The sequence below is a fragment of the Morganella sp. B601 genome (assembly GCF_051172335.1).
Classification (GTDB): domain Bacteria; phylum Pseudomonadota; class Gammaproteobacteria; order Enterobacterales; family Enterobacteriaceae; genus Morganella; species Morganella morganii.
On sequence record NZ_JBPIZE010000004.1, the window covers coordinates 257255 to 276855 of the forward strand.

A 19601-nucleotide genomic window follows, 5' to 3' on the forward strand; every position below is an offset into this window, starting at 1 on the left:
TTGTTAGATTTGAATGGAGAGGTGAATAAAAATTTGCACACACCGCCATAAGTCATTTACTCTTTACATGAAAATAAAATAACTTATATAAAGAAGGTTATTAACGATAACAGGTAAATGGCGACAAAATGATCTTTGTGATCGTCTTGTAATACCAATTTTCCCGGCGATAAGAAAAAGAAATACAGCTGACATATCAGTGACGATAATGTTTATCCGTACACGGGATAGCAGAGAGCATTAATCTCTGCCGCTCTGATATTGTTATCAATAAAATAGTTAACTACTTAACAAAATGAATGCTGAGAATAACATTTTTACTCTCGCGTGGAGTGAAAATGTATTATCATGCTTATCTTTTTTAACTGAAGAAGGGGGTGTCTTAAACAGGAATGCAGTATATTAGGTTATCTTTTCAGTGATTATCATTATTTCACATGGCATATAAAACAGAATGTATATTGTTTTATTTATAATAAATAGTAGTCAGAGTGTAATGTAGTCGTCAGGAGGATTTGTGATTAAAAATATTCATCCTATTTCCAGCGTAATAGGCCAGGCTCTTAAAAATAAACGCCGACAGCTCGGGTTATCCGGTATTGAACTTTCAAAAATCTTAAGTATCAGTCAGCAACAGATCTCCCGTTATGAAAGAGGCGTGAATTGTTTTAACCTGGATATGCTTATGCGCTATTTTGCTGCTCTTCAAATGACACCAAACGATGTTAATAATTTATTTTCGGTATTAGGAAGCTATTACCATCATAAGGTCGGAGAGCATGAAGGAAGAATAGAACAATCGTACTATAATGATTACGGAAAATGATTTAAACAATAATAAAGTATATTTATACAGAAATAATGCATAAAACCATTATGATGGGGATATCGTCGGTACTTATTGATAAATTATTTTATCATCATTAACTCTGAAAATCCGGGACCGGGACATATTTATGTTTATGTCATATAAAAAATTTAATATGAAAAAAATAAGATTATATCTGCTGTTTTCCTTACCATTTATTTTTCCGGTTTCAGTCGCAGTATCCTCTGCATCAAAACCGGTGGTCAGACAATCTGAGCCGGTAATATCGGAAACAATAGAGGGTATCGGGGCAGTTGTCGCCGTGTCTCCGGATGATCTCAGAAACCGCTTTTTATCCGGCAGACGGGGCATGCCGTTTCCGATGGATCTGACCACACTGCCGGAACCAGCCGGAAAACTGCCGCCCGGCAGCCGGATCCCGCACAGTGATGTGTTCAGTACATTACCGGCGGTTCCGGTGCAGCGCGATGAATCCGGTGATCAGTTTTACTCGGATGAGATCGCCGGTGCCTGGCAGGCATTCTTCGATAATAACGGGTACGATGTACAAACCGGATTCGGCGGTGACCTGGAAAAAGATCTGAAAAATAATCAAAAAAATAACTTATTAAATACCAGCAGTTATATGGTTATCTATGATGAAAAACCATAGCTTTATCTTATGCAGTTCTGTTCAGATGTATTTGTTGCCACTTTAAACCTGAACATCAGGAGGAACTATGATTTTTGATGATATGAAAACTGATTTGGCAAATATAATGAAAAAATTTGTTAAACAGGATTGTGATATTAAATATCACTATGACGGTGATAACGTCGTGTTTTATATCGATGAAGAGAATGGTGTGCATATCCAGATCAATATAAATTGTATCAGTGATGTGCCGGTATACCAGTAAGCATAAAGACGCTGAACGAATGAAAATACATTTGTATTTATACAGTCTCTGGTTTCTCTGGGGAGGAGTACTGATAGCGATTATCTCTTCCGGGAGAAAATTGTATTTTCATATGAGCATCTATTTTTTGCTTCTCTTTGTATTATTTTTCATCACAACAGGAAGGCGTTTTTTTATGGCATTATTCAGACAAGACGATAAAAAAGATAAAGCAGAAACCGTGAAAGCGGAACCGGTAAAAGCAGAGCCGGTAAAAAATGAACCCGCCGGTAAAAGTATTACTATTGTGGGAACCGGCTGTGAAATAACCGGCGATATGACTCCCGGGGGGAATATTGAAATATACGGAAAAGTAAAAGGGAATATCAATGCCGGTGCTTTTAAAGTTTCCGTTATGGAAAAAGGCGTTATTGAAGGCGATGTGACTGCGGAGCATGTTTCAATCAATGGTCTTATGATGGGCACCTGCTGTGCTAAAAATACGGAAATTTTACAAAAGGGCGAACTTAATGGCGTGTGCCGCGCTGAAGCATTTTCCATTATTACCGGCGGGCGTTTTACCGGCCAGTCCGAACCTTATAAGAGTAATAAAGTAAACCCTGATATCGTTGTTGCCGGTAAAGAAAAGACAATAAATCAAAAATAATCTTTACCCCGGCACACTGTTAACGGATAAAGGAAAAATGAAAATATATTCCCGGATTTTGATAGTGCTGCTTTTTATCCCGTTACTTTGTTCTGCGGGGACGCCGCCGCAAAATGTTGAGCTGCTGAGTATCAAAGCAGGACAGGGAGAGACAAATGCTCAGTTTTTATTGGGAACGTTGTATCTCACCGGGCGTTATGGTGTGAACAAAGATATTGAAAAGGGAAAGTATTATTTGCTTATTGCGGCCGGAAAAGGCGATTCAGATGCAAAACGTTTTTTGGCACTTCAGTATTATAATGAAAAGAACTATTTTGCATTTCTTAATCTGCTTTCCGGGTATTGCCTGGATATTATTGAACAGAATCCTGACTGATAATAAACAGAGGCGAAAAAGGCTTGTATTAACTGCAAGCCTTTTTTATTTATGAACCGGCATTCAGGCTGGATTTTTTCTTGATTGAGCGGAATGCGCTCAGTTTGATATCACTGCATACCTTTCCGAGTTTTATCGTCAGGCTGTTTTTCATATAAACTTTAATATCATTGTCCATGATGCTTTCATTTTCCCGCAGGAAATTAAACTCATTCATCACTTCACTGTATTTTCCGGATAATACACGGTAATCATTGGCATTCGTTTTACGCAGCAGATACATATCATCAATACAGCTGTCGCTGGTGGAATTCTGTGCCGGAGCAGGGAGCAGTTTTACCGGAACGACCTCAGGTTGTGCGGGCTGAGAGGACATTTGCCGTGATGGGGTGGTACAGCCGGACAATGTGGTCAGTAATCCCGAAATCAGAATTAATGTTTTAAAACTCATGATAACTCCTCTGGCGGGTATATATTTTATCTGATTTTAAGAACAGAGAGGGCTATACATTAAAGTATGTCTGCGGTGTTTGTATATGAATAGAGTGTGACGAAATAAACATAATATTATCGTGTTTTCATTGGGTGTTTTGGCGATAAATATACCGGTAGTTATATTTTTTGTTATTAAATTTTTCGTGACGCAATATAAGTAATGCCGGGTGCAGAGGATATAATTACATACACTTTATAAGAGTGATAATAAGCATCATAGTATATATATAACCGGTATTTTGCTGTTGAGTAAATAAAAAATATTTTCCCGCCGTGCTCTGTTATGTCGCGACAGGAAACAGTCTTTTCCAAAACGGAAAACAGCCTTTTACCAATCATCAGTAGGGTAAGGAAAAACAGATAGTTACAATCCCGCAGATGACTTTCTGACGGGGATAGTGTGATACTTAAATATGTGATTTTTAGTTTATGGATTGTGCTGATGTATCCGCCGGTGTATGAAGGCATTTACCGGGGAATAAAAAAAGGCATCCGCCCCCGGATGCCTTTGGGTACAACAACTGAACAGCGGGCTATTCAGCGGTTCTGGTACTGGTGCGGATCAGGTAATCAAAGGCACTGAGTGATGCTTTGGCCCCTTCGCCTGCCGCGATAATAATTTGTTTGTACGGAACGGTGGTACAGTCACCGGCACCGAACACCCCTTTAATGCTGGTTTCGTTACGGGCATCGACCACAATCTCACCCATCGGGTTCAGATCCAGTGTTCCTTTCAGCCACTGCGTATTCGGCAGCAGGCCAATCTGAACGAAAATCCCCGCCAGTGTCAGTGTGTGAAGTTCACCGGATACGCGATCTTTGTACTGTAAGCCGGTTACTTTGCTGCCGTCGCCGAGCACTTCGGTGGTTTGGGCATTCACAATAATATCCACGTTTGCCAGGCTGCGTAATTTCTGCTGTAACACCGCATCGGCTTTCAGTTCCGGGGCAAATTCCAGCAGGGTGACGTGTTCCACCACACCGGCCAGGTCGATAGCCGCTTCCGCGCCGGAGTTACCGCCGCCGATCACCGCCACAGATTTTCCTTTGAACAGCGGGCCGTCACAGTGCGGGCAGTAAGTCACCCCTTTGGTGCGGTATTCCTGCTCGCCCGGAACACCCATGTTACGCCAGCGGGCACCGGTACTGATAATGACACTGCGCGCTTTCAGCGTTGCACCGGACGCGGTCTGTAACTGATGCAGGCCGCCTTGTTCCGTGGCCGGGATCAGCGCTGTGATGCTTTGGTTATCAATCACATCTGCAGTGTAATCTTCCACATGCACTTTCAGTGCCGCCGCCAGTTTCGCGCCTTCGGTTTTTGGTACGGAGATATAGTTTTCAATATCCACGGTATCCAGCACCTGGCCGCCGAAACGCTCACCGATAAGTCCGGTACGGATCCCTTTACGGGCGGCATACACGGCAGCGGATGCCCCGGCAGGGCCGCTGCCGACAATCAGCACTTCATACGGCGCCTGCTGATTCAGCGCATCGGCTGCGCGTTTACCGGCGTTGCTGTCCACTTTATTGACGATTTCCGCCAGTGTCATACGGCCCTGACCGAACTCGTTGCCATTCAGGAAAACCGCCGGCACGCCCATGATATTGCGTTCGGTGATCTCATTCTGAAACAGACCGCCGTCAATGGCCGTGTGTGTGATATCCGGATTAAGCACCGCCATCAGGTTCAGTGCCTGCACCACATCCGGGCAGTTATGGCATGAAAGTGAATAATAGGTCTCAAAATGGAATTCACCTTCCAGATTACGCACCTGATCCAGTAATTCCTGTGCTTCTTTCGACGGATGACCGCCGACTTGTAACAGTGCTAACACCAGTGAGGTGAATTCATGACCCAGCGGGGAACCGGCAAAACGGATACCCTGAGTCTGTCCCGGATTTACAATCAGGAATGACGGCTTGCGTGCAGACGCGCTGTTATCTTCGCGAACAGTAATCTTCGGCGATAACTCAGCGATTTCCTGTAATAATGTTCTGATTTCACCGGACTTAGCACTGTCGTCAAGGGTTGATACCAGCTCAACCGGACGGGTTAATTTTTCGAGATACGCTTTAAGCTGCGCTTTCATTGTGTTATCGAGCATGATTATTCCCTTAAAAAATCGGGTGCAATGCACCCGATAACAGTAAATAAGAAAGAAGACGGAGAGGGGGTCTTAAATTTTACCGACCAGGTCCAGTGACGGAGACAGAGTCGCTTCACCTTCTTTCCATTTTGCAGGACAGACTTCACCCGGATGGCTGGCAACATACTGAGCCGCTTTTACTTTACGCAGCAGGTCAGATGCGTCACGGCCGATACCTTCAGCGGTGATTTCAATCGCCTGGATGATACCCTGCGGGTCAACAACGAATGTACCGCGGTCAGCCAGACCTTCCAGTTCACGCATGTTTTCGAAGTTACGGGTCAGTGCGCCGGTCGGGTCGCCGATCATGGCATATTTGATTTTGCCGATAGTTTCTGAGCTGCTGTACCATGCTTTGTGGGTGAAATGGGTGTCAGTGGAGACAGAGTAGATGTCCACGCCCATTTTCTGGAATTCGTCGTAATGGTCAGCCAGGTCGCCTAACTCAGTCGGGCAGACAAAGGTGAAGTCAGCAGGATAAAAGAAGAAAATGCTCCATTTGCCTTCGGTGTCTTTTTCGGTGACTTCAACGAATTCACCGTTTTTGAATGCCATGTTTTTGAAAGGTTTGATTGGGGTATTAATTAAAGACATAGATGATTCCTCCTGTTTCGTTGAAAATAACAATACGGGAAGCGGTGCCGGGAGGCCAATGGCTTGCTGCTATCGATGTGATAGGTTTTATCTAACGATGGGTTTATTTTAATAGCTTACAGCGCCAAAACGGCAGATATTGCGCACGGACAATAAGATCGCATTCCTGTTTGAAAATGCATTCAATCAGGGGGATGATTGTTAAGATATGTATGAATAAAGATGAACAAAAAATTAGTGGCGTGATGACGTTTCAGCTTTCATTTTAAGGTCGCTGTGTTTATTATGCCCTCTTCTTTTTTTGACGGCGTAACTGGTTTTGGGCATTGGCCATAAGTAGACCAATCTGCTTTAACAGTCTTTTTTCAGTTACGGTTCTATCTGCATGACCTCCGGGATAGAGTGAATAGCATAAATGACTGAGACAACCTCTCTGACACCACTTGTCACCCTGAAAGGGCTGAGCAAAAGCTTTGATGACAAGAACATAATTAAGCATTTCGACCTCACAATTAATCATGGTGAGTTCGTCACCATTCTGGGTCCGTCCGGGTGCGGTAAAACCACGGTTTTACGGTTAATCGCCGGGCTTGAGGATGCGGATGAAGGCACTATTATGCTCGGCGACCAGGATATTACCCATATCCCCGCTGAACAGCGCCATATCAACACTGTTTTCCAGAGTTATGCCCTGTTTCCGCACATGACGGTCTTTGAAAACGTCGCGTTCGGGCTGCGCATGCAGAAAACCCCGGAAAATGAAATCACACAGCGCGTGGAAGAAGCCCTGAAAATGGTGCAGCTGGAAGATTTCGCCGGGCGCAAACCGGGCCACCTTTCCGGCGGACAACAGCAGCGTGTTGCCATTGCCCGTGCGGTGGTGAATAAACCGGAAGTGCTGCTGCTGGATGAATCCCTCTCCGCGCTGGATTACAAACTGCGCAAACAGATGCAGAGTGAACTGAAAGCCCTTCAGCGTCAGCTGGGGATCACGTTTGTGTTTGTCACCCATGACCAGGAAGAGGCGCTGACCATGTCTGACCGTATCATTGTGATGCGTGACGGCAGGATCGAGCAGGACGGCACACCGCGTGAAATCTACGAAGAGCCGAAAAACCTGTTTGTGGCGCAGTTTATCGGCGAGATAAATATCTTTGATGCGGATGTTCTGCACCGGATCGATGAACAGCGGATCCGCGCAAATGTCGAGGGGCACGAGTGTGATATTTACACCACCCTGGATGTCACACCGGGGCAGCGGGTTCATGTGCTGCTGCGTCCGGAGGATCTGCGCGTTGAAGAGATCCATGATAATGAGCCGATTGCTGGGCTTATCGGCTATGTCCGCGAGCGCAACTATAAAGGAATGACGCTGGACTCCGAAGTGGAGATGGAAAACGGCAAACGGGTGATGGTCAGTGAGTTCTTTAATGAGGATGATCCGGATGTGGATCACTCGCTGAATCAGAAAATCGCCGTGACATGGGTTGAAAGCTGGGAGGTGGTGCTGGGCGATGAAAATGACGCGTAAACCATTCCAGACTATCGTGATCACGGGGATTGTCGCCTGGTTACTGCTGTTTGTTTTCCTGCCCAATCTGATGATCATCGGTACCAGTTTCCTGACACGCAATGACGCGAATCTGGTCGATATGGTCTTTACCCTCGATAATTACCGCCGCTTATTTGACCCGATGTATGCACAGGTGATGCTGCACTCGTTCAATATGGCGGTGATTGCCACGGTCTGCTGCCTGCTGATCGGCTATCCTTTTGCGGCGTTTATTGCAAGGATGCCGCAGAAGTACCGGCCGCTGATGTTATTCCTGCTGATAGTTCCGTTCTGGACAAACTCGCTTATCCGCATTTACGGGCTGAAAATATTCCTCAGCACGCGCGGCTATATGAATGAGTTTTTATTATGGACCGGACTTATCGATAAACCCTTTAAGCTGATGTATACATCTGAAGCAGTGGTGCTCGGGCTTATCTATATTCTGCTGCCATTTATGGTGATGCCGCTCTATTCCAGTATTGAAAAGCTCGACAAATCTTATCTGGAAGCGGCGCGGGATCTGGGGGCAAATAAATGTCAGACCTTTTTCCGCATTATTCTGCCGCTGACCATGCCGGGCATTATCGCCGGCTGTCTGCTGGTACTGTTACCGGCGATGGGGCTGTTCTATGTGGCGGATCTGATGGGCGGGGCGAAAAACCTGCTGATTGGGAACGTGATAAAAAGCCAGTTCCTGAACATCCGTGACTGGCCGTTTGGCGCGGCAACCAGCATTTTCCTGACCGCAGCGATGGGGCTGCTGCTGTATGTCTATTACCGTGCGGCAAAAATGTTAAATAAGAAGGGTGAACTGGAATGATAGGACGCCTGTTACGCGGTGGTTTTATGACCATCATCTATGCTTATTTATACATCCCGATTGTCATTCTGATTGTGAACTCCTTTAACTCATCCCGTTTCGGGATCAACTGGCAGGGGTTCACGACTGACTGGTACAGCACGCTGGTCAATAATGACAGCTTGTTACAGGCGGCGGGCCATTCACTGACGATGGCGATTCTGTCTGCCACATTTGCCACGGTTATCGGTTCACTGACAGCGGTGGCACTGTACCGCTACCGGTTCAAAGGAAAGCCCTTTGTCGGCGGTATGCTGTTTGTGGTGATGATGTCACCGGATATCGTGATGGCAATCTCCCTGCTGGTGCTGTTTATGATCCTCGGGGTGTCGCTCGGTTTCTGGTCACTGCTGTTCTCGCACATTACCTTCTGCCTGCCGTTTGTGGTGGTCACGGTCTATTCGCGGCTGAAAGATTTTGACGTGAAAATGCTGGAAGCGGCACGGGATCTGGGGGCCGGGGAATTCACCATTCTGCGCAAGATTATTCTCCCGCTGGCGTTACCGGCGGTGATTGCGGGCTGGCTGCTGAGCTTTACCCTGTCGATGGATGACGTGGTGGTGTCCTCATTTGTTACCGGGCCGAGCTATGAAATTCTGCCGCTGAAAATCTACTCGATGGTAAAAGTCGGGGTTTCACCGGAAGTGAATGCGCTGGCCACGATTTTAATGGCACTTTCGCTGTTTATGGTCATCATCAGTCAGCTTGTGCTGCGTGACCGCTCACACAAACAGCAGTAACCTTTCTGTTACCGGCGCGGTCTTCAGCGGATCCGCCGGTTTATTTTGTGAATAAACCTGCATTGCCGCAGAATTTTCAATTCTGTTACCGTTTTATGACGTAATCGTTGCTTTACCCCCCGCTTTTCCGCTTTTATAATTGCTCTGCGTAATTAACAAAGGGGGCGTTACCGCCTGTGATATTCACTGATTAACCCGGGTTGAGGGAAACACTGAAATGAAAAAGTGGTCCTTACTGCTTGGTGCCGGCATTCTGGCAGCGGGCTTGAGTTCAGCATCAGCAGATGACAGTAAAACACTCTATTTCTATAACTGGACGGAATATGTTCCGCCGGGGTTATTAGAGCAGTTTACCAAAGAGACCGGAATCAAGGTGATTTACTCCACCTATGAATCCAACGAAAGCATGTACACCAAACTGAAGACCTATAAAGACGGGGCTTATGACCTGGTGGTGCCTTCAACCTATTTTGTCGCCAAAATGCGCCACGAGGGGATGCTGCAGAAGATCGATAAATCAAAGCTGAGTCACTTTGATAATCTGGATCCGAATCTGCTGCACAAACCGTTCGATCCTGAAAATGATTATTCGATCCCGTATATCTGGGGTGCAACTGCTATCGGTATTAACGGTGACGAGATAGATCCGTCATCTGTGACCTCCTGGGCCGATCTGTGGAAACCAGAGTACAAAAACAGCCTGCTGATGACCGATGATGCCCGCGAAGTATTCCAGATTGCCCTGAGCAAACTGGGTTATTCAGCAAATACCACCGACCCGGCTGAAATTGAGCAGGCTTATAAAGAGCTGCAAAAACTGCGTCCGAATATTTTAGCGTTTAACTCCGATAACCCGGCCAACCCGTTTATGGAAGGGGAGGTGAATGTCGGGATGATCTGGAACGGCTCTGCTTATGTGGCGCGTCAGTCCGGCCTGAATATTGATGTTGTCTGGCCTGAGGAAGGCGGTATCTTCTGGATGGACAGCCTGGCTATCCCTGCTAATGCGAAAAACCCGGAAGGCGCACATAAGCTGATTGATTTCCTGCTGCGTCCGGAAATTGCAGCACAGGTTGCACAGACTATCGGGTATCCGACCCCGAACCTGGCAGCGAAAAAACTGCTCCCGGCTGAGATTGTGAATGACAAATCACTTTATCCGGATGAGGAAACTATCCGCAAAGGACAGTGGCAGGATGATGTGGGTGACGCCAGCGTGCTCTATGAAAGCTATTATCAGAAGCTGAAAGCCGGTCGTTAGTTTTACTGACGCTAAAAAAAGCACCTTCGGGTGCTTTTTTTATGCCAGCAATAAAGTGACATAACCTAAATAGTTTCATTGCAATGATATATAAGCAGCTAAACAAAAATGTTTTTAATTATTAAACAGTGATTGAATCAATAAAGCGGTTTATAGAAAAAACATAAATGACACCTGTCACAATGTGGATTTATAATCATTTCAACTAATTGTTTTAAGTCAATTATTATCTAATACATTGATGTATAAGGGTGCCGATTTAAGTTATCCTGGTTTAAGCGAAAAGTGATGTGAAAATTAACAAATAAAAAATTACAAATACAACAAATAGGTTACAAAATGCAACAATGAAGCTGCAATATCATGCTGGATATCTTTTTTTGTTGAGAATAAAAACTTGAAATTAAAATAAAATATTCATGGTGCAGCATGAAACACTTACTCACTGTGAATGTCAGATTTTAATGGTTTTTTCTCCTGGCAGCATAACTGATGCCTATCTAAAAATAATTAGATGATTATAATTACGAAAGTGACTAAGTAATGTGTAAATGGGTAATTATAAATACCATTATTTGTTACTGGTTTTTCAATCAATTCATCCTTCGGATGGCGGATTGGTCAGTTGCTGAGTCTTTTTTCGTCATATAGCTGGTGTTTTAGGCATAATGGCGATTAAATTGCGATATATATCACTGAATTGATGTAAGGCAATGAAAGATATTTTGTTGAATGTGATCTATTTCACTTTTTATGTGGCTAGATCAAAGAATCATAGTTAGCGGATGGATTAGTATATAATCAGACATCCTGATTTACATTCTCTCATTATTTCGGCTGATGCTACGGATAGCATAAAAAAGACAGGGCGACGAATTAATCACAAAATGATTAAGTAATTATACTAAAACATTACTTATCTTTATGTGGCTAGTTAGTAATCCCGGTCTTATTTTGTTTAGGGAATAGTCTTAAATATGCAGAGTGATTTTAAATTTTGATATCGTAATAAAAATTCTCACGTTTTTCTGTGGCGCTTAATTTTTTAATTAGTTAAATAGATAAACCTGGTTAAGTATTCTCACTGAAGTTCAGATAAATCTGTTTATTCCTGACAGATGTAATGAAATTTTTGTGAAGTGTGACTTTGATATTAAACTAAATTTAAATATTACGTCATAATTAAAACTAAATTATTCATAACTTTTAGTATTTCGCGAGAAATACTTTGCTTTTATTTGAAATTTTAATACATAAAAAATATATCTTTTAAGTAATTTTACTTAATTGAATTCACGACTTATAGAGAAAATAGGTAGACATTATGGAAACTTCCGATTTTTATGCAGTCTTAGGCCACAGAATCCAATCAAGACGTAAAGAACTCGGGATTGTTACGGTTAAATTAGCGCAAAAACTGAATATCAGTCAGCAGCAATTTAACCGTTACGAACGCGGTGTCAGTAAAATCAGTCTGCATCATCTTATTGAATTATCTGAATTATTGGATGCGCCGGTCGAATGGTTTCTCAGCGGTAAAGCTGAAGCATCAGAACATCCGCATGAACCGCATATTCAGATGCGTTCAAATCAGTTCAGAGCAGAAACAGTATTACTGAACGGCAAACAATTTATTTAAATCAAGATATTGTTTCTGTTGTTATCAATTCTGATACGACAGGCATTATCAGCTAAACGCAGTAAGCCAGTCATCTTTGTTATTATTCTGGTCAAAATCAGCGGAAAGTACATCCGGTGCTAATCCCAGCTGTTTTTGATTCACCATCTTAAGAAGGTATTGTTGGTAAAAGGCATAATAGTTCACAGCTTCGGCGCCAACCTGGCTTACTGATTTGCACATTTCCGTATCAGAATATTCCGGATTTTTAATTAACTTATTTTCAACAGCAATTAATAACTTTATTTTTTCTTGTATATTATTTCCGGTATTGTAGCCATCAATACCTACTAACCCCATTCCCCGATAAATATCTTCCTTTTTATTATAATTAGTCATAAGCCAGTCATGCAATCGTTTGGCTTTTTCATTATTTTCGTCAGGGTTAATATCCGCCTTTCCGGTTGTCATTTCTGTTCTCATATTTATTGTCCTTTTTTGTATAATTATAAATATTCACCGGAGATATCCGCCGGGCTATCCGGAACAACACGGGCATTTATTTGTGTTATTTTTTCACGGGCAAACGTTTCCGGTGTCAGATAAAGTAATTTTTTTCCGGTACGTAATATGATGTTACGACTGAAATGAAAAGAAACCGGTACAGTGAAATCCGGATATTCAGTCATTTCTTTTTTAAGCTCAGCCGGCAGGATTAATTCACATTCACTCTCCGCGGCAAACTGTTCAAGCAACTGATGCATCAGCTGAAAACGTATTTTTGTATCATCAAAAAATGCAGTCAGCTCTTTTTCCAGACCGGAAACTGCAACGGCGAGGTTTTGGTGAATGACAGATTTATACTCATTCACCACGCGCATCAGTTCCGGCATTGCCTGTGCCAGCCCCTGCCGGAAACCGGCATCAAATCCGGTTTTTCGATGTTGTTCAGCAGTATCTTCCGCCTGTTTTATCAGGCGGGTCGCGTGCTGGTTTGCCTGCCGGGTCAGGTTACTGAGGCGGCAGAGGGCAGAGACATGGCGATCTTTAATCAGCACACCGTGTCTGATATGTGACAGCAGGGAATCAGGCAGTGAACGGCACATAATGTAATACCAAAGGTAAAAGTGAATCGGGCAGATGCGGAAGCCGGATGTCTGCCGGTGACAAGGATGCATCCGTCATCAGCTGAAAGCGGGCTGCCAGCGCAGGAGAAAAACCGGATAATAACTGTGTCATGGTAATCTGGCCGGGCAGGACTGCCGGAATATCCGGCTGTTTGTGTGCTTGCGGCCACTCCGGCAGTCGCAGTACGGGGCTCAGAGATAAAAATGCCTGTTGTGATAAATCCGGCACGGTATTATCCGGCAGGCCATAAGCATGGCGGATGAACATATCCAGGTAGCGGCTGACGGCCGGAAGCTGCTGCCAGTGGCGCATCAGCGGGATAATCAGCGGGGAGAGCAGGTCAAAATCTCTCTCTCGCGGCAGCCGGTAGTGATCCATAATAGCTGCGTTCTGCATTCTGCGATAAGACGCCGATTGCGCTACCGGCGGCAATCCGCTGAATAAGCGGCTGCTGTGCAGATAATCCGCCGGCTGGTACATCACCCGCGTGACCGCGCCTTGTATATCAAACCGGCTATTCATGCTGTTTTGCCTTCCGCTGCATCAGAAATACCCGTAGTTGTGCGCGGCGGAAATAACCGGCTGCTGCCAGCATTATTCCTGCCGGAAACAGCAGAAAAAGCGGAGACAGCCCGGCTGCTTCCGGCTGAGGCGGCAGTTCAATAACCGGTTTCCCGGGATACAGAAGCACCGAAACGGTATCTTCCGTCAGCCCGTTAAAGGCATTCATCACAAATGTCTGAATATCCCTGGTGAATTGTGTCTCATCTTCAATACCGGAATGGTAGATCAGCACGGAGGCGCGGGGTGTTTCCGGTTTTTTCCGGGGGCTTCCCGGGCCGGACAGCGGATAACTGAGGTGAACACGGGCTCCGGTAACCGCATCAAATGAGAGCAGCGATTGCTCCAGCCGTTGTTCAATGGCCGAAATCAGGCGGGCTTTTTCTGACTGCGGGGAGGCAATCAGTGAATCTGACGGAAAGATCCCGGCAATCTCAATCCGCTCATTACTGGGCAGGTGATATTCCTGCAAAATATGAATGGCCTGACGGCTCTGCTCTTCCGGTACTGAAATGGTAAACAGCCCTTTTCCCTGCGGGACTTTTACTGCCTGAATCTGGTGTTTATGCAGTGCAGCCAGCACTTCATTCGACTGACGCTGATTCAGCGATGACAGAATCGTACCTTCTTTACAGCCGCCGAGCAGAAGACTTATTCCGCTTATTATTAATATAAATATTATCTTGTGCATCACTGACCCTTAATTACGGTATCTGCAGCATTCAGGGTCAGATGCAGCATACGGGAATAAAAACTGATCTCGGTATGCCATTTGGCCATTACGGCCTGGTTTTCCAGCATCATCATGACATCACTGGTGGCCGGGGCTGTTTTTCCCGTGCTCAGTGCTTGTGTTTTCCGGCGCAGGTCTTTTTTTGCGGTTCCCGGTAATATCAAATTCTGATGAGCTGACTGCTCACGGTCATTGAGATCAGCCAGTAATTCAGTGATCCCGGTGATCGTTGTGACAGGTAAAATCCGGTTAAATGATGACATCATACAATCCTTGTTATGGTTAATGGCAGGCGGGTAACCTGCCATTTTTACGTCATAAATCAGCGCATATTGCCGATTGGTGTTGAGAGGTTTTCTTTATGCTGGCGGATCATTGCTGAAAGTGCCGAGCACTTTATATTCAGCGATGAGGAACAGGCCTGCAGTATTGCCATATCGTAGGCATTGGCCGTGTCTTTATTGCCAGACTGTAAATTATTCATCAGCGTATTCAATTTCACATTATCTTCATGAATCGGTGATTTGAATTGTTTTAGCAGGGTGGTAAATGTTATTGCATCATTTTTATTTGCTATATCAGGCATAAATATCCTTATTTATTAGTCAGAGGTGAATTGTGTATGACTATCAGACAGGTGAATATAATTTACTGAGCCATATACTCCCGGCGGTGTATCACGGTATGGTATTTCCCTGTACTGTACCAGCGTGTTTCCCGGCGCTGAGAATATCGTGGTGTTGATATCCTTTATAATATTGTCTGTTTCCTTATCTCTCCTTTTTTCGCCATAAATGATAATGTTGTTACCTGATTTTTCTACAGAGTATCTGATTAATAGATGGCTGAATCTGTTATTTATTAACTTGATTATATCATTGAGTGAAAAATGTTGTATGGCAATGTCTTTTCTGAATATATCCGGGATGGTTAATAGCGTTTTTTTATCATCACGGTGTATATATGTAATCTCTTTTTTATGATGAAGAACATTAATCAGGATGATATCACCATCATTTATTTTTAATTTTGATTTATTTATTATGTGAATTTTATAGCCAGGCATTTTATTTCTGATGATATTAATTAATTTTTCATCAGAGGATAAAATAAGGATGTCATTTCCGTTAATGATGTAATTATTGTCTTTAATGTACTGACTTATAATATTTTTGCTATCTATAGCAGCCGGATTTCCATTTTTATTGCTATCGTACTGAAAGAGCATAAATCCGGTTACCGGTATGATAAATAAAAAAAGTATTACAGACAGAAGATAGCGCGGGACAGCGCGCCTTGTTGTTTTCTCATATAACATGATGTTTTTACACCATTTATCCTGCTGTTTTTTTATGGCGAAAAAGGCTTTTCCCTGAAAAATAAAGGGGGTGTTGTAACTGATTTCTTGTATTACTAATTCACCATCACAGGTTTTAAAAGAGACGTGATAATTGTTTTCATATAGCTCTGCTTCTGTTTTTTCAGGTAGTGATTCTGCACCTGTGAGATTCAGGTTAATCAGGTCGTCGTCATGATTAATTGTACTGTTGATGCAGTATCTTCCGGATGGAATGGTTATTTCTTCCTTTGATTCCTCATCGGAAATTGTTATCAGAGTATAAAGGTTTTGCATCAGAGTATCCCGGTTATTAAATCATAAGTATAATAATTTAATTTTGTAGTGTATTCTTGGTATTCAAATGGTAGTTAGTTTTATAAAAAAATGGTAGTAAAAGATAGTGTAATGTCTTAAATTCATCACTAAATTTTAGTTCGTTCAGTAACAGTTTACTGTTTTACAGATAGTTATTATCTATGCTGATGCAAGGATGGTTTAATTTATATGGAAAAGGAAAGGAAGATATATATTTATAATGATATATATAAAGTGAATGGATGCAGAGAAAATAGTCAGGCTGACTACTGTTTTCCGCTATCGAAATGTATAAAACTGCTGGCATTTATAGATTGCCATTATCATTTATCCCGGGCAGATAATAATGAAGTTGCGGATAACAAGGTTTGTCCTGATTATGAGATTATTTTTCCGGTTCAGGGGGATGCAGACAATCCGGAATACCGGATTGTCTGTGAAATGCTGAATGAAAATAGTGTAATAAAAACATTTTTTAATACACTGCGCCACTCTGAGCATTACTGGCTGGTGAAACACCTGATCAGCGCAGCGGATTGCAAAAACAGTAATATCAGGGATATCAGTCAGCGTTACGGGTTATCCGGCACTCACTTCAGACGCCTGTGCCAGCGCTATATCGGCAATCAGAGTAAATACCAGTTACGTCACTGGCGCGGCGTGGCATCAGTGCTGGATATCCTGGTAAAAGAGCATTCACTGACCCGGATCGCGGCAGATAACGGTTACTGCTCGGCATCGCATTTCTCAAATGAAATCAAAATATTATTTGGTATGTCTCCCCGGAAAATAAGGAATTTAAATCATGCGGTTAAAAAATAGCACCGGGGGGGTGTTCTGCCTTTTTTTCTGCCTGTTTTCTTTGCCGGTCATGGCGGAACAAACACTGTTATACGAAAAAAAACCACCGCAACAGGCGCAGTATGTGGCGAAAGAAACACGGTTGGATCATTTTTTTGATGCGCTGGCAGGAAAGCTGGATGTCATGATTATTTCGTCTGATGCGGTGAAAAAGAAGAAGATCTCCGGCACTTTTGATTTATCCGACCCGCAGGCGGCGCTGTCGCAGATGCTGAAAACCATGGCGCTGGTGTCATACCGGGAAAACCGCACACTCTATATTTACAGCAGCAATGAAGTTGAATCTTCCATGCTGACGCTGAATGCGGTAACCCGCAATGAACTGACGGCTTTTCTGAAACAAACCGGGCTGTTTGATGCGCAATACCCGCTGACATCTGACCGGCAGCAGCGGATTTTGTATGTAATGGCTCCCCCGCGCTATCTGGCACTGATCCGTGCTGCGGCGGACGCACTGGAGGCACAGTACAGTGTGCAGGAGCAGGGAATTACGCCGGAAGATGAGCATATTCAGCTGGTTAAGCTGGAACATAGTTTTGTGCAGGACCGGGAAATTACCTCACGGGGGAAAAGCCTGATACTCCCGGGAGTGGCGTCCGCATTGCGGGAGTTACTGGATTCCGGACCTGCGGCAAAAACCGGACTGGTACCGCAGGACGCTGAACAGGACGATATTCAGCCGGCTGAAACTGTCTGGCTGGGCGGAGAGCGGGTGCGGATTGTGCCGCTGCAGGGGGAAAACAGCCTGTTGTTAAAAGGGAACCGTAATGCACTGCACTTAATCAATCAGCTGATCAGGCAACTGGATACTGCCAAACCGCAAATCGAGTTATCACTGTGGATTATTGATGTATCAAAAAATGAAGCTGACCAGCTGGGGATCAACTGGCAGGCAGATTACGGTACAGGAAAAATGAAAGTAGCTTTTAATTTCAGTGAGCTTAATCAGTTCACCGGTTTTTCTTTTTTCAGCAAGATCAGAGCATTGTCCGCAAAGGGACAAGCCAATATGGTGTCCCGTCCGATTATTCTGACTCAGGATAACACCCCGGCGATTTTTGATAATAACACCACATTTTACAGCAAGTTACAGGGCGAGAGAACATCATCTCTGGAAAGCATCACTTACGGCACAAAGGTGAGTGTGACACCGCGGATTGCCAATCAGCGGAAATCCGTGGAGATGATTATTGAGCTTGAAGACGGCGCACAGAAAAAGGACGCTGACGGAGCAGGTGGTGAAGATGCCCTGCCGGTGATTAACCGCACGAATATCAGCACAATAGCCAGGGTCGCACAGGGAAATACACTGCTGATTGGCGGCTACACGCGGGAAAATACCCATCGCCATAACGATAAAATTCCGCTGCTGGGCGATATCCCGCTGGCAGGGCGGTTGTTTCAGTTTGAATCAGTGAAGACAGAAAAAATGGTCCGGCTTTTTTTGTTGCAGCCCCGTATTCTGCAACAGGATTTTTTCAGCGACACAGAAATTACCGGACATATTCCGTTTAATTATAAGAATAAACAAGGTATTAAGATGATTCAAAAACTGAAGCAGGACTATTGATATGATAAATGGTTTACCCGGCGCACCGGCGTTCAGTCCGTCTGCGGCACCACAGAAACAACAGAATAATGCTGCAGCAGAGCAGCGCCCGGCGGAAAACCAGACGGAAAACCATGCCGAGCAGATGATGGATGTGATGGATGATATGGCCATGGCACTGTCGCAGTTTAACCGGCGGCAGTACGGAAAAGAGGATCACATCAGCCAGTTACCGGCATCAGAGCAGAAAAACAGTGCTGAGGGTGCGGAAACAAAACTGGGCCGGGTCGTTAAGTGGTTTGCTGCTTCCGGGCGCTCAGTTCGTGAGTTTCTCGATTATGTGCGCAATTTGTTTCCGGATCCCAGTGATTATGTCATGGCATTGCGTTCCCTGTTGCGCAAACTGCCGTTTTCTGCGGAGGAAGCCGCCGAAATTGATGCGGAAATTGAGCAGTTACTCTACGGAGAATTTGCACAGGAAACCCGTGCAGGGATCAATATCGCACTAAAAATCCGCCAGTATGCGCCGGTAACACAACTGGATTGTGCGCAACTGAGAATGGTATACCGCAGTTATATCAGCTGGAAATTCGACATACTGTATCTGTGGAAAGTGTGGCTGGAGCAGTACCGGAAAAGCCGGGTCAGAAGCCTGCTGTGTTATGTCCGTGACTCGCTGGTATGTGATATGGCGGCAGCACTGCCCAGTTGCAGCCATCACAGTGAGTTCGGGGAACTGACAACCCGTCTGCATACCCTGAATCAGCTGATTTCCCTGAATGATATGTTTTATCAGAAAATTTCCTCCCTGAACTGTACGGAACCGGTGCTGGCGGATGAGCAGCGGCTGAACCAGCTGCTGATTTCCGGGCTGGGTGACCCGGAGGCATTTCAGTCAGAAACAGAATCGTTGCTGGCGGCGGCAGAAAATGACAAAAACAGACCATTTATTTTACAGCGCCTGATTGTGATTTTTGGTGAGATACCGGATGTCCTTTTTCTGCAGGATGCAGGCAAAGAGCAGGTAGTTTCTTTTTTGAAAGCCCTTATGAGCAAAATTATTAATATCTTATAACTTTCACCGGCAATGGAT

23 protein-coding genes are annotated in these 19601 nt (G+C 44.4%); 13 read left to right on the plus strand and 10 right to left on the minus strand.

All coding sequences use genetic code 11. The annotated features are described in order from the left end of the window. The first annotated feature begins 517 nt into the window (after positions 1-517). From ACSBQN_RS12705 to ACSBQN_RS12725, 5 genes are all read left to right on the plus strand, one after another. Positions 518-826, plus strand: a complete 309-nt coding sequence (locus tag ACSBQN_RS12705; protein ID WP_004241177.1) for a helix-turn-helix domain-containing protein — start codon at positions 518-520, stop codon at positions 824-826. A gap of 241 nt (positions 827-1067) precedes the next feature. Continuing rightward, entirely contained in the window at positions 1068-1481 is a 414-nt protein-coding gene (locus tag ACSBQN_RS12710) for a hypothetical protein (RefSeq protein ID WP_420744433.1), read from the plus strand. A gap of 67 nt (positions 1482-1548) precedes the next feature. Beyond that, positions 1549-1728, plus strand: coding sequence for a hypothetical protein (locus tag ACSBQN_RS12715; RefSeq protein ID WP_004241178.1), 180 nt, complete (start codon positions 1549-1551; stop codon positions 1726-1728). Between the two features lie 175 nt (positions 1729-1903). Beyond that, positions 1904-2374: a bactofilin family protein gene (locus tag ACSBQN_RS12720; RefSeq protein WP_024474351.1), complete on the plus strand. Its 471-nt coding sequence runs from the start codon at positions 1904-1906 to the stop codon at positions 2372-2374. 64 nt (positions 2375-2438) lie between these two features. Further along, on the plus strand, positions 2439-2750 hold the full coding sequence (locus tag ACSBQN_RS12725) for a sel1 repeat family protein (protein ID WP_236595603.1): 312 nt from the start codon (positions 2439-2441) through the stop codon (positions 2748-2750). Positions 2751-2799: 49 nt separating this feature from the next. Here the strand turns inward: ACSBQN_RS12725 and ACSBQN_RS12730 are convergent, their stop codons facing one another. The 3 genes from ACSBQN_RS12730 to ahpC all read right to left on the minus strand — a co-directional run bounded on the left by ACSBQN_RS12730 (position 2800) and on the right by ahpC (position 5989). Continuing rightward, positions 2800-3201 (minus strand): hypothetical protein, encoded by a 402-nt coding sequence (locus ACSBQN_RS12730; protein WP_354633122.1) that lies wholly within the window; start codon positions 3199-3201, stop codon positions 2800-2802. 577 nt (positions 3202-3778) lie between these two features. Further along, positions 3779-5353: an alkyl hydroperoxide reductase subunit F gene (gene ahpF, locus ACSBQN_RS12735; protein ID WP_024474354.1), complete on the minus strand. Its 1575-nt coding sequence runs from the start codon at positions 5351-5353 to the stop codon at positions 3779-3781. Positions 5354-5425: 72 nt separating this feature from the next. Further along, entirely contained in the window at positions 5426-5989 is a 564-nt protein-coding gene (ahpC, locus tag ACSBQN_RS12740; protein WP_354633121.1) for an alkyl hydroperoxide reductase subunit C, read from the minus strand. Between the two features lie 415 nt (positions 5990-6404). On the opposite strand from ahpC, the gene potA reads away from it, so the two are divergent. The 5 genes from potA to ACSBQN_RS12765 all read left to right on the plus strand — a co-directional run bounded on the left by potA (position 6405) and on the right by ACSBQN_RS12765 (position 12043). Next, positions 6405-7520 (plus strand): spermidine/putrescine ABC transporter ATP-binding protein PotA, encoded by a 1116-nt coding sequence (gene potA, locus ACSBQN_RS12745; RefSeq protein WP_004234784.1) that lies wholly within the window; start codon positions 6405-6407, stop codon positions 7518-7520. Then, a complete protein-coding gene (gene potB / locus ACSBQN_RS12750) occupies positions 7504-8364 on the plus strand; it encodes a spermidine/putrescine ABC transporter permease PotB (protein WP_004241187.1) in 861 nt (286 codons plus the stop codon). The genes potA and potB overlap by 17 nt, the downstream gene beginning before the upstream one ends. Beyond that, positions 8361-9143, plus strand: coding sequence for a spermidine/putrescine ABC transporter permease PotC (potC, locus tag ACSBQN_RS12755; protein ID WP_004234794.1), 783 nt, complete (start codon positions 8361-8363; stop codon positions 9141-9143). The genes potB and potC overlap by 4 nt, the downstream gene beginning before the upstream one ends. 217 nt (positions 9144-9360) lie before the next feature. After that, the gene (gene potD / locus ACSBQN_RS12760) at positions 9361-10404 is read left to right on the plus strand and encodes a spermidine/putrescine ABC transporter substrate-binding protein PotD (protein WP_004234795.1); all 1044 of its coding nucleotides are present in this window, start codon (positions 9361-9363) and stop codon (positions 10402-10404) included. 1324 nt (positions 10405-11728) lie between these two features. Continuing rightward, a complete protein-coding gene (locus ACSBQN_RS12765) occupies positions 11729-12043 on the plus strand; it encodes a helix-turn-helix domain-containing protein (RefSeq protein WP_024474356.1) in 315 nt (104 codons plus the stop codon). Positions 12044-12091: 48 nt separating this feature from the next. Here the strand turns inward: ACSBQN_RS12765 and ACSBQN_RS12770 are convergent, their stop codons facing one another. From ACSBQN_RS12770 to ACSBQN_RS12800, 7 genes are read right to left on the minus strand one after another with little or no spacing between them, the layout of a single operon-like run. Further along, positions 12092-12505 carry a hypothetical protein gene (locus ACSBQN_RS12770; protein ID WP_036408233.1) on the minus strand — a complete coding sequence of 138 codons (414 nt, stop codon included), beginning with the start codon at positions 12503-12505 and terminating at the stop codon, positions 12092-12094. A 23-nt stretch (positions 12506-12528) separates the two neighbouring features. Next, positions 12529-13128, minus strand: coding sequence for a hypothetical protein (locus ACSBQN_RS12775; protein WP_036408235.1), 600 nt, complete (start codon positions 13126-13128; stop codon positions 12529-12531). Next, positions 13109-13672 (minus strand): hypothetical protein, encoded by a 564-nt coding sequence (locus tag ACSBQN_RS12780; RefSeq protein ID WP_354633120.1) that lies wholly within the window; start codon positions 13670-13672, stop codon positions 13109-13111. The genes ACSBQN_RS12775 and ACSBQN_RS12780 overlap by 20 nt, the downstream gene beginning before the upstream one ends. Next, the gene (sctJ, locus tag ACSBQN_RS12785; protein ID WP_024474360.1) at positions 13665-14402 is read right to left on the minus strand and encodes a type III secretion system inner membrane ring lipoprotein SctJ; all 738 of its coding nucleotides are present in this window, start codon (positions 14400-14402) and stop codon (positions 13665-13667) included. The genes ACSBQN_RS12780 and sctJ overlap by 8 nt, the downstream gene beginning before the upstream one ends. Then, a complete protein-coding gene (locus ACSBQN_RS12790) occupies positions 14402-14710 on the minus strand; it encodes a hypothetical protein (RefSeq protein WP_123805108.1) in 309 nt (102 codons plus the stop codon). Before ACSBQN_RS12790 ends, sctJ begins: the two co-directional genes overlap by 1 nt. Before the next feature lie 56 nt (positions 14711-14766). Then, on the minus strand, positions 14767-15030 hold the full coding sequence (locus tag ACSBQN_RS12795; protein WP_024474361.1) for a hypothetical protein: 264 nt from the start codon (positions 15028-15030) through the stop codon (positions 14767-14769). Between the two features lie 15 nt (positions 15031-15045). Further along, complete coding sequence (locus tag ACSBQN_RS12800) at positions 15046-16077, minus strand: hypothetical protein (protein WP_354633118.1); 1032 nt, start codon at positions 16075-16077, stop codon at positions 15046-15048. Positions 16078-16539: 462 nt separating this feature from the next. Here ACSBQN_RS12800 and ACSBQN_RS12805 point away from each other — a divergent pair, with 462 nt between their 5' ends. Genes ACSBQN_RS12805 through sctW form a run of 3 tightly spaced genes read left to right on the plus strand, consistent with a single transcriptional unit; the run spans position 16540 to position 19583 of the window. Continuing rightward, a complete protein-coding gene (locus ACSBQN_RS12805) occupies positions 16540-16920 on the plus strand; it encodes a helix-turn-helix domain-containing protein (protein ID WP_227989201.1) in 381 nt (126 codons plus the stop codon). A gap of 49 nt (positions 16921-16969) precedes the next feature. After that, positions 16970-18529, plus strand: a complete 1560-nt coding sequence (gene sctC / locus ACSBQN_RS12810; RefSeq protein ID WP_434991681.1) for a type III secretion system outer membrane ring subunit SctC — start codon at positions 16970-16972, stop codon at positions 18527-18529. 1 nt (position 18530) lies between these two features. Next, positions 18531-19583, plus strand: coding sequence for a type III secretion system gatekeeper subunit SctW (gene sctW, locus ACSBQN_RS12815; protein ID WP_201893781.1), 1053 nt, complete (start codon positions 18531-18533; stop codon positions 19581-19583). Positions 19584-19601 lie beyond the last annotated feature (18 nt).